The organism is Weissella sagaensis, from assembly GCF_010306265.1.
Classification (GTDB): domain Bacteria; phylum Bacillota; class Bacilli; order Lactobacillales; family Lactobacillaceae; genus Weissella; species Weissella sagaensis.
Genome location: NZ_BLKA01000011.1, coordinates 21,904 through 36,810, shown reverse-complemented (window position 1 = coordinate 36,810; position 14,907 = coordinate 21,904). Strand labels below are relative to the sequence as shown.

Below are 14,907 nucleotides of genomic sequence, written 5' to 3'. Positions count from 1 at the left end.
ACTCAATTTTGTTGTTTTAATTGTTTAACAGAAGTTAAACGAATTTATTAGCGAATTGACTTCGCAAATGTTTTTTGTTTCAAGCTTAATGCTTGAAGACCCTACACATTTGTTCTATCGAAACGATATTCAGTTTTCAATGATCAACATTGCATTAAATAAATAATGCAAAGCGGACGACGGGAATCGAACCCGCATTCCCAGCTTGGAAGGCTGGAGCACTAGCCATTGTACTACATCCGCAAAGTGTTTCGTACGTCAACAACAATATATATAATACACACTGTCCAAGACAAAGTCAACACTTTTATCAAATAAATATTAAACTACTTTTTAATGATGAATAAACATAGCATCCCCAAAACTAAAGAAACGATATTGTTCCTTAACAGCATGTTCGTAAGCATTTAAAATATTATCCCGACCAGTAAAAGCAGCTACTAACATTACTAAAGTTGATTTAGGTAAATGAAAATTAGTAATAAACGCATCAACAACCCGCCATTGAAAACCAGGTTTAATAAATATTTCTGTCCACCCAGAGTCAGCTTTTAACTCACCGTCAAATTTAGCACCGATTGTTTCTAGCGTACGAATGGAGGTTGTCCCTGTAGCAACAATTCGACCGCCATTTGCTTTAACTTCGTTTAACGTTTGCGCTGCTTCTTGACTTAATTGATAGAACTCTGAATGCATTTTGTGATCATCAATATTGTCTTCTTCCACCGGCCTAAAGGTTCCCAACCCAACATGTAGTGTTAATTCAACCAACTTAATGCCTTTATCTGCTACTTTTTGTAGTAATTCAGGTGTCCAATGTAATCCTGCAGTTGGTGCGGCAGCCGATCCATTCACTTTTGAATAAACGGTTTGATAACGTTCTTGATCTTCCAACTTTTCCTTAATATAAGGAGGCAAAGGCATTTCACCTAACTCTTCTAAAATTTCTAAAAAAATACCATCATAATGGAATTTAATCATTCGACCACCATGGTCTAATTCTGCAATCACTTCTGCTGTCAAACGACCATCACCAAAAGTAATCTTTTGCCCAACTAAATATTTTTTAGCTGGTTTAACCAATGTTTCCCAAACATCATCTTGGTCTTGTCGAAGCAAGAGTACTTCAACATGCCCACCAGTTTCTGGTCGCTCACCATACAAACGAGCAGGTAAAACTCGTGAGTTATTCATGACTAAAGCATCACCAGGATTCAAATAATCAATAATATCGTAGAAATGGCGATCATGAAGTTCACCTGTATCGGCATTCATTTCTAATAAACGTGATCCATCTCGCTTCTTCAATGGTGTCTGTGCAATTAATTCTTGTGGTAATTCATAATCAAAATCACTCAAACTTGTAAAATTCTCTGCCATATATCTTTAATCCCCTTATTATCGTTTAGTATCAGGCACTGGTAGATTTAAATGTTGATATGCTGCCAATGTCACAACTCGTCCACGTGGTGTTCGCTGTAAAAAGCCAATTTGTAATAAATATGGCTCATATACTGATTCAATTGTGTCAACCTCTTCACCAATATTAGCAGCAATAGTATTAACACCAACGGGTCCACCCTGATAAAACGCAATCATTGTTTGCAAAATTTTGTGATCAACCTCATCCAGTCCCATACTATCAATTTTCAACAATTGTAAAGAAAAATTAACCATCTCATCAGTAATAACCTTTTGACCTTTGACCGTTGAAAAATCACGAACTCTTCTCAGCAGACGATTAGCAATACGCGGTGTTCCTCGCGACCGTCGCGCCAATTCAAATGCCCCCTCACCAGAAATTTGGATATTAAAAACGTCTGACGACCGCTTAATAATTTGTGCTAATTCATCGTGCGAATAATATGCCATATGTTCTACAATCCCAAACCGATCACGTAAGGGTTGTGACAACATACCAGCTCGGGTCGTAGCTCCTATAAGGGTAAACGGTGGTAGTGGAAAATGAATTGGATGCGCAGTAGGCCCCTCACCTGCAATAATATCAACATAAAAATCTTCCATAGCCGAATATAACATTTCTTCAACTTGTTTTGGTAGTCGATGAATTTCATCAATAAATAAAACATCCCCTGGTGTTAATTCATTTAACAAGGCCAATAAGTCACCGGATTTTTCAATAGCAGGCCCAGAGGTTGTCCTGAGACCCACACCCATTTCATTGGCAACAACCATTGCTAAAGTAGTTTTACCCAATCCAGGTGGTCCATACAACAATGTATGGTCTAACGGTTCTGAGCGTTGCTGTGCTGCTTCAATATAAACTTGTAATCTTTGCTTTAAATCAGCTTGACCAATATATTGTTGTAAGGTATTTGGCCGTAAAGTTTGCTCAACCGTTTCTTCAACATTATCAGTGGACATGTCATGTATAAAATCTTCTGCCATCTAATAACATCTCCTTACTGTAATAGCTTCAAACCAGCACTAACATATTTAGCAGTAGTTTGTTCATCAAGTTTACGTAATGCTTTTTCAACACGGGTAATATCCTTTTTAGCATAACCTAATGCTTCCAAAGCCAAAAGTGCATCCGCTAATTGACTGTTTGGACTAACTGCCGGTACAATAGGCGCCACCTCATCACTCGCTAATGCCAAATCTGATAATTTATTTTGTAAGTCCAATACAATTTGTTGCGCTGTTTTTTTCCCAATGCCAGGAAACTTTGTTAAAAAGCCAACATCACTTTGTTGAATCGCATTAATTAATCCAGTATGGTCATTATTAGCTAAAATGGCTAACGCTGATTTCGGTCCAATCCCAGAAACATTTAACAACTTTTGAAATAAATTTTTTTCTTGCTTATTTAAAAATCCATACAAAGTATGTTCATTTTCACGAATGATTTGTTCGACATAGACTGTCATTTTACTATCCAAAGAAAATGCATATGGATTAGCAACTAAAATGCGATAACCAATCCCCTGTATTTCAATTACAATGTAATTTGGGGAGATTTCTGTAATCAGCCCATCTAAATATTCGTACATTTTTTTCTCCCATTCCAACAAATCGTTATTTCTATTATAACAGAAAAGCAGAATATGCTAATTGACAATTAGTGATTAGCTTTTCATAGTTACTAAAATTTATTACCATAAAATTCACGTTTTTTTCATATCTGTTAGTTATGATATGCTTATCGACTTAAGTTAAGCAATAGTTGCCATACACACTATTGCTAAGTCGTTTCGCTCCCTCATAAAGCGAAGAGTTATTTACGATAGTAAACACTCAATTAACATATCTCTTATTAAACCTATAGCAAAAACGAGCTAATTAATAATTAGCTCGTTTTTGTTGTAAACAATTATTAAAAGGCGATAAACGTGCAGGAAAAGGGCAAAACGCGTAAAATAAATAGTTAATAAGAAAACATTTTAATAGGAGACCGATATGTTAAAAGAAAAATTGTCACGATTACCAACTTGGCAAAGTAATCTCTTTATTCTTTGGTTTGGTGTCTTTATGACAGGTGTTGGGTTCAGTGAGGTAATGCCTTTCCTATCTTTATACGTTGATACATTAGGAAATTTCACAAAAAATCAATTAACTTTTTATAGTGGTATCACCTTCTCCATTACCTTTTTAATGACAGCAATCATTTCACCATTTTGGGGGAAATTAGCTGATAGTCGTGGTCGCAAACTAATGTTAATACGCGCTTCATTAGGTATGGCTATTGTCTTTTTTTTAATGGGCGCTGCCCAAAATATTTGGCAACTTATTTTTTTGCGTGCTCTTCAAGGTTTATGCGGTGGCTTCATCTCCAATGCTAATGCGATGATTGCAACCCAAACACCTAAAGAAAAGTCAGGTTATGCATTAGGCACACTTGTAACAGGGGTGACTGGCGGGCAATTATTAGGGCCATTTATCGGTGGTGTACTTGCCTCACTTGTTAATTACCGCATCGCTTTTATTATTACTGGTGTTATTTTTCTACTGGTATTTTTACTAGTTATCACTTTAGTCAAAGAAGAATTCACACCTGTTCCAAAAGGTAAATCACCTTCTCGTAAAGAAATTTTTGCCCAATTATCCTATCCCAAATTGACCATTGGTCTGTTTACAACAACATTTATCATCCAAATAGTGAATCAATCAATTAGCCCCATTATTGCATTGTTTGTCCGTGAACTAAATAATGGTTCTGGTAGTACAACACTATGGGCTGGTATCGTGGCTGCAATGCCTGGAATCGCAACAATGTTGGCAGCACCACGGTTTGGTCAATTAGGTGATCGAATTGGGACACATCGCATTATGTTAATGGGATTTAGTTTAGCATTTATTTTCATGTTACCAACTGGGTTTGTTACGGCTATTTGGCAATTAGTTATTTTAAGATTCATGATTGGTATTTCTGACGCTACAATGTTGCCTGCCGTTCAAACATTATTGACCAAAACAACACCAACTCAGGTTACTTCTCGTATTTTTGCATATAATCAATCATTTCAATCATTAGGATCCGTCTTTGGACCAATCATGGGAACCGTTGTTGCCATGTTCTTTGACTATAATGGTATTTTTATTGCCAGTGCCATGTTAATCTTAGTTAATGCTTGCCTGTTCTTTTATCGTACAAAGTCATTAAAGCACGATAAAAGCCTTAATTTATAAACTAAAAAGTCTGTCTTTGGGTAATCTCACTTTATATGAGATAAAACCAAAGACAGACTTTTTTTAATCAGTATTTATCCGTCTCATCATATGGTATAACACTAACAGAGCAAACTGTAGAGATCCAAATGATATAACAAATACTAAACTATGTGTTGATAATGATGTTAAAAACATGGTTAATACTTTATGTGGTGCACTAATTAATTCCCACGAATTAATTCGTAAAAATCTTCCCAAATAAATACCGTACGCTGACACAAAGGACAATACAATATAGAACACAACCGTCCATGTTGATGACAATACACCAGCGTAAACTCGACCAATAATATGGGCAGATGACAAGCCAAATAGCAATCCCATCAAAACACCGACTGCTAAAATTGCATAATTAAAAAACTGTGTTTCGGTCATTAGTCCCGTCCCAATTGAAGATAAGTGACTAAAATCAGTCACCATATACATCGCATTAGGGAAAAACGCTAACCATACCACTGTTAATCCTAACTTCAATAATAACTGACCTTTTTTACCGCTTAAATACCTAATAATTAAGGCCAAGTCGAAAGGTACTAATGCCAAAAATAAATTCCAAATCAGAAAATTGTAGTTGGTCGGCACAAGCCAAATGACTAAAAGCAAACTTAAAACGACTAAGTGCACCCTTAGAATATCTTTTTTCATTTTTTCTTCCAATACTTTTTGTTAGTTAAATCACTCTAATTTTACCCGGTCTAATGTAAAAAAGACTTAAAGTCTATTTTAATGTTTCTGTTTTAGCACTGACGCGCTGTTGATAGGGCACTTCAAACCAATCGATGTCACCAACAATGATTTCAATCTGACCAGCCATTTCATCAATAACCGCAGCTTTAAACATCGTCATATCATCATCAGCGATTGCTACTTTAATTAGCACATCGTCTGTATAAGTTGTATCTAAAATTTCATGGTTGTGTTGCTTTAACCAATAAGCTAAGGACTCATATTGACTATATGAAACTTTTAAACTAACTTCATGACGTTGAATCCGCTCAATTAATCCACTATCTTCAACACCACCAACAACTGTTCCAGCATATGCACGAACAAGGCCACCTGCACCTAATTTAATACCACCAAAATAACGTGTAACCACGACAGCTATATCTCGAATCGCATTATTTTTTAACACTTCTAACATTGGTACGCCCGCTGTTCCTGCCGGCTCACCATTATCAGAATACCGTTGAACTTCATTACGATTTCCTAACATATACGCCCAAACATTATGTGTTGCTTTGCGATGTTCGACATTAATCGATGCAATAAATTTTTTTGCTTCTTCTTCATTAGAAACTCGAGCCATATTCACAATAAAGCGCGATTTTTTAATCGTTTGTTCCCAAGTAACCTGTTGATTAGCAATCGTAATGTACTTCCCTAACTCACTAACATGCTCAACTTGATTTCCTGCCATAATTACTCCTTTCAACATCTAATAAAATAAAAAACGCTCATTTTCGAACATCAATCGAAAACAAGCATCTTCTAAAATTAAAAACAGCTACTAATCTTCGTATTCAAACTGGAAATCAACAATTTGAACCGTATCACCATTTTTTGCACCAGCTGCATGCAACGCCTCATCAACACCCATAAATCGAATTTGACGGGCAAAACGCATCAATGATTCCGTATAATTTGTATTTGTACGTTTAAACAAACGTTCAATTTCATTTCCAGAAAGAATCCAAACACCATCTTCATCACGACTTAGTTCAAATGGTTGCTCACGTTCCTCAAATTCATAATTAGCTTGATCTGCATCATCTTCAAGCATACCCTTAGGCAAGAATACTGGTGTTTCATCTAACAAATTAGCTGTTCGACGTAACAATGGTTCTAACCCTTCACGCGACAATGAAGAAATTGGCATAATTTCAATATTGTCAGGTATATTTTCATCATTTTGCAATTGATCTTTAAACATTTCCAAAGCCGTTTGTGCATCTGGCATATCCATCTTAGTTGGCACAATAATTTGTGGCCGTTCTAATAAGGCTGGATCATACGCTGCCAACTCTTGATTAATCTTTAGATAATTATCATACGGATCTTGCTCTGGATCAACACCAGACATATCAATCATATGCAAAATAACACGAGTGCGTTCCACATGACGTAAAAATTGAATGCCTAATCCAACTCCCTCAGATGCCCCTTCAATTAATCCAGGTAAATCTGCCATTACAAAATCACGACCATCTTCTAACCGAACCATTCCCAAATTAGGAACCAAGGTTGTAAAATGATAAGCTGCAACTTTTGGCTTAGCTGCTGTCACAACCGATAACAACGTTGACTTACCTACAGATGGGAACCCAACTAATCCCACGTCTGCTAAAACTTTCAATTCTAAGGCGATATCAAGTTCCTCACCTGGTTCACCATTTTCAGCAATTTCTGGCGCTGGATTCTTAGAAGAAGCAAAGCGGATATTACCACGACCACCGCGACCACCATGGGCAATAACTAAACGTTGGTTTTTTTCAGTTAAATCACCAATAACCTCGCCCGTTTCAACATTGGTAATCGTTGTTCCTTGTGGTACACGGATTACCAAATCATCTGCTGAACGTCCAGTCATGGCCTTAGTAGCACCATTACCACCTACTTTTGCTTTAAATTGGCGCTTATAACGAAAATCCATCAAAGTACGGAGTCCTTCATCAACTTCCATTATTACTGAGCCACCATTACCACCGTCGCCACCAAAAGGGCCACCCATATTGATATATTTTTCATGACGGAAAGAGACTGCTCCATCGCCACCTTTTCCTGCTTTAACAAAAATCTTTACTTGGTCGACAAACGCCATCGTTTATGACCTCACTTTCTTTTTTAGCTTTCTTAGCCAACTGTAAACTGTCGCATTTCATTTTACAGCACTTTCTCATATTTGACCACCATTAGTCAGTATGATGTTGTGTTGCTGTTAAGGAAATTTTGATATTATTAGCTACTTTTTCAGATATACCCAATTTTTGTAGCTCACTAATTGATGCTTGTGCCATTTTATTCATCGATCCAAAATTCGTCAATAACTTTTGTCGTGTTTTAGGTCCAACACCTGCAATTTCATCCAACCTTGAACCAAGTGAACTTTTAGAGTGCAACTGACGATGAAAGGTAATGACAAAACGATGTACTTCATCTTGAATACGTTGTAACAAGTAAAATCCTTGTGAATTTGGATCAAGATGTACATGATCTGCGCCTTCTTCTTTTAACAAATCTGCCGTTTTGTGCTTTTCGTTTTTAACCATGGCTGCAATCGGAATGGTTAGTCCTAATTCATCCTCAATGACTTCTTTAGCCGCATTTAATTGAATAATGCCACCATCCATGAGAATTAAATCCGGCAACGCGCTATGCTCTTTTAAAAGTCGCGTGTAACGCCGCCGAATAACTTCCATTGTTTCAGCTCGTTCATCTGCATGCAAGACATTTTTATTTTTATATTTACGGTACTTATTCTTATTTGGAACGCCATCTTCAAAAACAACCATAGCTGAAACCATATCGGCACCTTGTAAATGAGAGTGGTCAAATGCTTCAATTACATTAATTTTTTCAATTCCTAACGCATCTGCAATTTCTTGCATTGCTCCGGTTGTTTTTGACTCATTCATTTCTAATAATCGAAACTTTTCATCTAAAACAATTTTTGCATTTTTGCCGGCTAATGCTAATAGCGCCCGCTTTTCACCACGTTGTGGGGTTCTAACAGGAACGTTTAAAACTGCTGCAATTGATTCGGTATCAACGCCTTGTGGTACTAGAATTTCTTTGGGTAATACAGAATTGCGACGATTATAAAACTGTAAAATAAACCGCGCTAATTCCTCTTCTGGTGTATCAATAATTGCAAATAAACGTTTTTCTCGCTTTAATAAACGTGATTGCCTTATAAAGAATACTTGTACTGATAACCAACCTCGATCCATATAAAAATTAAAGATATCACGTGGTGTCCCATCACGTGATATAATCTGTTGCTTTTCAACTGTTGCTTCAATAAATTTTATTTGATCGCGTAAATCAGCCGCCCGTTCGTATGCCATGTCCGCTGCAGCTGCTGCCATTTTCTTTTGCAACATCTTGCGCACTTCCTTAGTATCGCCTTCCAAAAAGCGTTTAATTTGTTTGATTTGTGCACTATATTCAGTTTCTGGGACTTCTTTGTAACAAGCACCCAAGCATTGACCAATATTTGCATATAAACAAGGTCGCCCTTGATAACCGTTACAGCGACGCAATGGATATACTTTTTGTAAAAAATGAAGGGTTTCTTGCGCTGCATATACATTTGGATAAGGACCAAAATAATGAGCGCCATCTTTAGTTACTTCATTAGCTAGTAAAATTTGTGGATCACGTTCATTGGTAATTTTAATATATGGATAACCAGTACCACGCTTCAACCGAATATTATAGTATGGCTGATATTTTTGAATCAACGTAATTTCTAAAAGTAATGATTCCTTTTCTGAACTAGTCACGATGAAATCAAAATCAGCAATATTTTCTACTAATTGCGCTGTCTTACCAGTATGGTCACTTTTAAAATACGAGCGCACTCTGTTTTTCAAATTTTTAGCTTTACCCACATAAATAATTTTGCCATTTTTATCTTTCATTTGATATGAGCCTGGCAAATCGGGTAATAACATTAACTTTTGTTCAATATGTTTTGTTGTCATCTAGTAGCCTTCCTTCATGATTTAGCTGACAATTTTTTATATTATATCATCACCGGGCATTTAACCAATTATTAAGCAAACATGCTATAATAAACCTAATTTATTAATTAGGAGGTTCTCTTTCATGCCACTACAAACAAAAAGAAATGACGAACTAACTCGTCAGGTTGACGAACTATTCGACATCCCTGACTTGAATGACAAGGATAAAAATCGTTTTCTTGGTAAGAACGGTCACGAAGAAAATTAAAGCTAACGATATTAAAACCACCATAATTAAATGGTGGTTTTTAGTTTTTATTTACCTATTAATCATAACAACCCCGTACTCTTTTCTCAATAGTACGAGGTTGTTATTTTATATAACCATTATGGTTTTTTTGAGAAAAGCCCTTTTAAACTAAGTAATGCTGCTTTAGTAATATTACCATCGTTATAAGTTAAGACATTACGCTTATATACACGTAGTCCATACCGAGCTAAGAAAATTAGCACAATTATCTCTAATGCTAAGGCGATAAATGCATCTGCCATATTCGCATACTGCAATCCCAAACGTGCCGGCATAAGTGTTTGCGAAATAAATGGGACGTATGATAAAGCATTAATAAACACATTATTTGGTTGCCCATTCAAAACAAACGTCAAAATATAACCAATCATTGCAATATAAGTTATTGGTGAAACTGCTTGTTGGACTTGGCTCAGGTCGTTTACCATTGCTGAAACTATTGCTGTTAAAATCATGTACAAAAAGATACCAACAAGTGTTAAAAGGCCTGTCATAACCGCAAATTTTGCATCCACACCCGTTAAGAGATCTTTAATCAACTTGACAAACTGATTATCACCAAAGAAAATGGCTGTTACCCCAACTACCACAAGATAAATCAGTCCGTGTGTAATCGCTAAACCAGCTATCCCTAATAATTTACCAAAGAATTGAATTCCTGGTGATGTTACCGCCAGCAAAATCTCCATAATACGTGATGACTTTTCATTAGCAATCTCTTGTGAAATCATCCCCACATAAGCAGTTAAAAAGATAAAAATGAAAATGCCTAAAGCAGCTGATAACATTTGATTAGCTCGATCTGTTGCTTGCCCACCTTGTGATGACTTACCACTTTTACTATAAATACTGGTTTGAAAATCTGGTTTTGACACCAAGCTGTTAAGTTGATTTGGTGTTAAATGTAATTTATCCGCTTGACTAAGCATATGATACTGATCAATTGTCGTTTGTAAAGTCGTCTCTGACAAATTTTCAGCATTAACTGACATCTTTAGCGCATAACTCGTTGGCGTTGATGTCAAATAGCCATCAATCCTGTCTTGCTTTAAATCATGTTTTGCGGTTGCTAATGAATCGACATTTTTAAACTTTGCTTTAACCGTATGATTTTGCTTTAAATAATTATTTAAAGGCTGATTGTCCACAACTGCAACAGTTGGTTGCTTATGACTTTGTGTTGCATCCATAATCAATGTAATACCAACAATTGCCAAAACAATTAACAATGGTGCTAAAACAACTGACCAAAACCCAAATGTCTTAAACCGATTCAGATATGTTTGGTGCGCTACTAAATACAATTGTCGTTTACTCATAAACATTTCCCCCTGTTACTTCACGACGGAAAATTTCATCTAAGGTCGGTGGCTGCTGTGAAAATACAGGTACATAGCCATCTTTAGCCACTAACGAAAAGACACTTTTACCAGCGGTCGGTTCAGCTAATTTAAGATGCCGGCCAACACCTTCCGATTGAATATTTACTACGCCAGGGATTGCTAATAATTGTTCGTCAGTAACTGATGATTCCAAATATATCTCACTACGACCAAAAGATTCGCGGATTGCATTAAGTTCCCCGCTCAACACTGTTTTACCATGTTTTAACATTAACAGTTCATCTGATAATTTTTCAACACCACTCATATTATGTGAACTAAAAATAATATGGGCACCATTTTGTTTAAGCCGCAAAATTTCATTCATCATTAATTGCGTATTCACTGGATCTAGTCCTGTAAAGGGTTCATCTAAAATCAACAATGAAGGTTCTGCAATCACGGTTGCAATTAACTGCACTTTTTGTGCATTACCTTTAGATAAACTTTGTACTTTATCTGAAACTTTACCGACAACATCTAATTTTTTCATCCATGAATTTAATTGTTGTTTTGCATCAGCCTTTTTCATACCATGTAATTCAGCAAAATAGACCACCTGCTGTTCTATTGATATTTTTTGATATAAACCACGTTCTTCTGGCAAAAAGCCGATATTTTGCCTATCTTCATTCGTAATGGCATGGCCGTCCCAACTGATTGTGCCTTTTGTTGGTTGAATGAAATCAAGCATCATACGAAAAGTCGTTGTTTTACCAGCACCATTTTGCCCAATTAAGCCAACGACATGCCCGGGTTTTAGCTGCATATTCATATCATCAACCGCCAGTTTATCACCAAACTGTTTGGTTAAATTTTGTAATTCAATCATATAAAACTCCCCTTTAGATTAGCAGTTAACTACTATAGAATAGCATATTTACCAACATAATACGGCAATATATAACAAATGAAGCCGGAAAACACACAGTCTATTTCCCAGCTTCGTTTATATTATTTGATTTTAACTGTTATTGACTACTCCGTTTAAATCGGTCCATCATTTCGGCAGTAAATTTTAATTCACGTGGCTTCGAACCATTAGCTGGCCCAATCAATCCACGATCTTCTAATGAGTCAATAATTCTACCGGCACGATTATATCCCATACCAAAGTGACGTTGAATTGATGATGTAGAAGCACCATCAGCACGAAGAATGAATTCTAAAACGTCATCCCACTTTTCGTCAAGATCATCATCACCCGAACTATGACCACCTTCTAATGCCTGAACTTCAGCATCAGATACGGCCATTGATTCATCATATTGTGCACTACCTTGTTGTTTGATAAAGTCAGTCAGAGACTCAACATCTTCATCTGAAATAAAGGCACCTTGAACACGTTGCGGACCATTTGAACCAATTGGTGCAAAGAGCATATCTCCACGTCCAAGTAACTTTTCAGCACCATTACCATCCAGAATAGTACGTGAATCGACACCTGAAGAAACTGCAAACGCCATACGTGATGGCACGTTAGCTTTAATCAAACCCGTTATAATATCAACAGATGGTCGCTGCGTTGCAACAATCATATGAATACCAGCAGCACGACCAAGTTGCGCAATTCGTACAATCGCATTCTCCACATCACCAGACACTGATGAAGTCATCATTAAATCAGCTAACTCATCAATAATAACGACTAAGTAAGGCATTTTTTGACTAACAACCCCTTTCGTCGCTTCATCTCGTTTTGTCACTAAGCGATTGTAACCATCAATGTTACGTACACCTTCCTGTGCTAATAGTTTAAAACGACGATCCATCTCAGCTACAACTTTTTTCAAACCTAACGCTGCTTTCTTTGGATCGGAAACAACCGGTGTGATTAAATGTGGAATATCGTTATAAACTGATAGCTCAACTTTCTTAGGATCCACTAACATTAATCGAACTTGTGATGGTTTAGCTTGTAACAAAAGTGATGCTAAAATGCCATTAATGGCCACTGATTTTCCAGAACCAGTTGAACCAGCAATTAACAAGTGTGGCATCTTGGTCAAGTCAACCTTGACTACGCCACTTGTTACACCACGTCCTATTGGTACGACCAATGGTTTATCCGTATCAATCCCTGCTTCTTCAACCATATCACGGAAGCCAACCGTTGCCTGCTGATCATTAGCAACTTCAATGCCGACAACATTTTTACCCGGAATGGGAGCTTCTATACGTAAAGATTTTGCTGCCAAAGCTAATGCTAAATCATCAGCTAAGTTTTGAATCTTTGAAACTTTCACACCAACAGCTGGTTTGATTTCATACTGGGTTACAGTTGGTCCTAAAACTACCTTTTCAACTGTCGCATTTATCTTAAAACTTTGTAATGTTTCATGTAGAATACGTGCTTTTTCACTCAATGCATCACGTTCTTTAGATTGATCAGTTGACCCAATATGTTGTAACAAATCAGTTGTTGGTAAACGATAATCTTTATCATCAATGACCGTGCCTAATCCACTAGCATCAACATCAGCTGTTGGTTCTGTTTGCGTTGAAGGCGTGACATGCCGTTCTTCTTGATGCGGTTTAGTAGCTGTTGTAAGCTTTTGTGCCGGCTCATGCAACATATCAACGTGTGAGTGACTTGACGTTGTTTGACCCTGTTGTGTTGAAGCCAAATCTGACTCTGCCATGAAATCTTGTTCTGGTACAAAATCATCTTCTGGTAAATCTTGACCATAAACAACTGGTTCAACACGATCCGCCGACTGAATAACACGTTTAGAGTCAAAACTTGTCGGTGGTACTGTATCAAATGGTACATCATCAGCAGCTTGTGATTGCGCTGGCGCTTGTTGCCATGATGATTCTTTTGCGTTTAGCAAATTTGGATCCACTGCCATTGTGGCCTGTTTTTCTGATTGTGACTCTGGTGCCACAATTTCTGGCAATACAAAATCAAATTTTGTTGCCGAAGCTTCTTGATCATCTTGTTGCTTATCTGGCAAGGTCGATTTCGTTTTAAAATTAACTTTTCCAGAAGAAGTGGCTTCGATAGTCGGTTTTTGAGCCTTTTGTTGCTCATTACCAAATGGATCTTCATTAAAAAAATCCTTCATCGCCTCTTGTTGCCGCTCTTTTTGATTACTACGGAAAGTATTGATTGATTCGGTCATTTTTTCGTGAGCATTTGTCGCTTGTGTTTGGACCAAGTCGCCGGCACCTTCTGCCAACGTAAAGAAATTATCAAAAACGCTTCGCAAAGGTAGTTTAAACATTACAACTAAACCAACTAATATAAAAATAATTGCAATCAGCCATGAACCAAAGTTTCCCATAGCCAAATAGGTATATTGATACAAAACCGCACCAATGATACCACCACCGACGGGCGTTGTTACAGCATGGTTATTTAAATCTTGATTTATCAAAGATTGAATAGTCGTCACATACTCACTATGCAAATTCATTTTGTTAAATAACAAAATAGAACCCATTAAAATAATTCCGATATAAAATACCACGAAGCCAATATAGTGATGTCCTTTAATTCGAGGTGGCCAGGTACCATATGCCATTACAACTAGAAACGGAATTAATAAAACAACTAGCAAAAATTGATATGATCCACCAACAATTAAGCGAACTAGATTGGCGACTAGCTTCCCTACTAATCCAACTTTAACAATCGCTAAAAGCGATAAAATGACAGCAATTAATCCTGAAAATTGCGGTAATCGTTGTATAAACCACGCCAATGTATCATTGCTTTGCTTTTTTTTGCGAGCAGTCGTTTTCGTTGGTCGTCGTTTTGTTGTTGTTGTTTTTCTGGGTGTTGTTTTTTTATATGCCATATGAGCCTCCTTTCTTAAATATTAATGATAAA

12 protein-coding genes and 1 tRNA gene are annotated in these 14,907 nt (G+C 36.8%); 2 read left to right on the top strand and 11 right to left on the bottom strand.

The window, feature by feature from the left end; all coding sequences use genetic code 11:
* Window positions 1–171: 171 nt before the first annotated feature.
* The 4 genes from G7Y65_RS08785 to ruvA all read right to left on the bottom strand — a co-directional run bounded on the left by G7Y65_RS08785 (window position 172) and on the right by ruvA (window position 3,014).
* Window positions 172–243, bottom strand: a tRNA-Gly gene (locus G7Y65_RS08785).
* A 90-nt stretch (window positions 244–333) separates the two neighbouring features.
* Window positions 334–1,380 (bottom strand): tRNA preQ1(34) S-adenosylmethionine ribosyltransferase-isomerase QueA, encoded by a 1,047-nt coding sequence (queA, locus tag G7Y65_RS08780; protein ID WP_042494681.1) that lies wholly within the window; start codon window positions 1,378–1,380, stop codon window positions 334–336.
* 18 nt (window positions 1,381–1,398) lie between these two features.
* Complete coding sequence (ruvB, locus tag G7Y65_RS08775; protein WP_165314820.1) at window positions 1,399–2,409, bottom strand: Holliday junction branch migration DNA helicase RuvB; 1,011 nt, start codon at window positions 2,407–2,409, stop codon at window positions 1,399–1,401.
* Window positions 2,410–2,423: 14 nt separating this feature from the next.
* Window positions 2,424–3,014, bottom strand: coding sequence for a Holliday junction branch migration protein RuvA (ruvA, locus tag G7Y65_RS08770; protein WP_042494679.1), 591 nt, complete (start codon window positions 3,012–3,014; stop codon window positions 2,424–2,426).
* Window positions 3,015–3,420: 406 nt separating this feature from the next.
* On the opposite strand from ruvA, the gene G7Y65_RS08765 reads away from it, so the two are divergent.
* Entirely contained in the window at window positions 3,421–4,650 is a 1,230-nt protein-coding gene (locus G7Y65_RS08765; protein ID WP_042494678.1) for a multidrug efflux MFS transporter, read from the top strand.
* A 63-nt stretch (window positions 4,651–4,713) separates the two neighbouring features.
* Here G7Y65_RS08765 and G7Y65_RS08760 read toward each other — a convergent pair whose 3' ends face one another.
* The 4 genes from G7Y65_RS08760 to uvrC all read right to left on the bottom strand — a co-directional run bounded on the left by G7Y65_RS08760 (window position 4,714) and on the right by uvrC (window position 9,398).
* Window positions 4,714–5,337: a DUF1361 domain-containing protein gene (locus G7Y65_RS08760; RefSeq protein WP_137600615.1), complete on the bottom strand. Its 624-nt coding sequence runs from the start codon at window positions 5,335–5,337 to the stop codon at window positions 4,714–4,716.
* A 73-nt stretch (window positions 5,338–5,410) separates the two neighbouring features.
* Window positions 5,411–6,112, bottom strand: coding sequence for a YigZ family protein (locus G7Y65_RS08755; protein ID WP_165314819.1), 702 nt, complete (start codon window positions 6,110–6,112; stop codon window positions 5,411–5,413).
* 90 nt (window positions 6,113–6,202) lie between these two features.
* On the bottom strand, window positions 6,203–7,513 hold the full coding sequence (gene obgE / locus G7Y65_RS08750; RefSeq protein ID WP_042494675.1) for a GTPase ObgE: 1,311 nt from the start codon (window positions 7,511–7,513) through the stop codon (window positions 6,203–6,205).
* A gap of 91 nt (window positions 7,514–7,604) precedes the next feature.
* Complete coding sequence (gene uvrC, locus G7Y65_RS08745) at window positions 7,605–9,398, bottom strand: excinuclease ABC subunit UvrC (protein ID WP_042494674.1); 1,794 nt, start codon at window positions 9,396–9,398, stop codon at window positions 7,605–7,607.
* A 124-nt stretch (window positions 9,399–9,522) separates the two neighbouring features.
* Here uvrC and G7Y65_RS09490 point away from each other — a divergent pair, with 124 nt between their 5' ends.
* A complete protein-coding gene (locus G7Y65_RS09490; RefSeq protein WP_266102246.1) occupies window positions 9,523–9,648 on the top strand; it encodes a hypothetical protein in 126 nt (41 codons plus the stop codon).
* 119 nt (window positions 9,649–9,767) lie between these two features.
* Here the strand turns inward: G7Y65_RS09490 and G7Y65_RS08740 are convergent, their stop codons facing one another.
* The 3 genes from G7Y65_RS08740 to G7Y65_RS08730 all read right to left on the bottom strand — a co-directional run bounded on the left by G7Y65_RS08740 (window position 9,768) and on the right by G7Y65_RS08730 (window position 14,875).
* Window positions 9,768–11,009 (bottom strand): ABC transporter permease, encoded by a 1,242-nt coding sequence (locus G7Y65_RS08740; protein WP_052348472.1) that lies wholly within the window; start codon window positions 11,007–11,009, stop codon window positions 9,768–9,770.
* Window positions 11,002–11,904: an ABC transporter ATP-binding protein gene (locus tag G7Y65_RS08735; protein ID WP_042494671.1), complete on the bottom strand. Its 903-nt coding sequence runs from the start codon at window positions 11,902–11,904 to the stop codon at window positions 11,002–11,004. Before G7Y65_RS08735 ends, G7Y65_RS08740 begins: the two co-directional genes overlap by 8 nt.
* 139 nt (window positions 11,905–12,043) lie before the next feature.
* Window positions 12,044–14,875 carry an FtsK/SpoIIIE family DNA translocase gene (locus G7Y65_RS08730; protein ID WP_042494669.1) on the bottom strand — a complete coding sequence of 944 codons (2,832 nt, stop codon included), beginning with the start codon at window positions 14,873–14,875 and terminating at the stop codon, window positions 12,044–12,046.
* Between the last annotated feature and the right edge of the window lie 32 nt (window positions 14,876–14,907).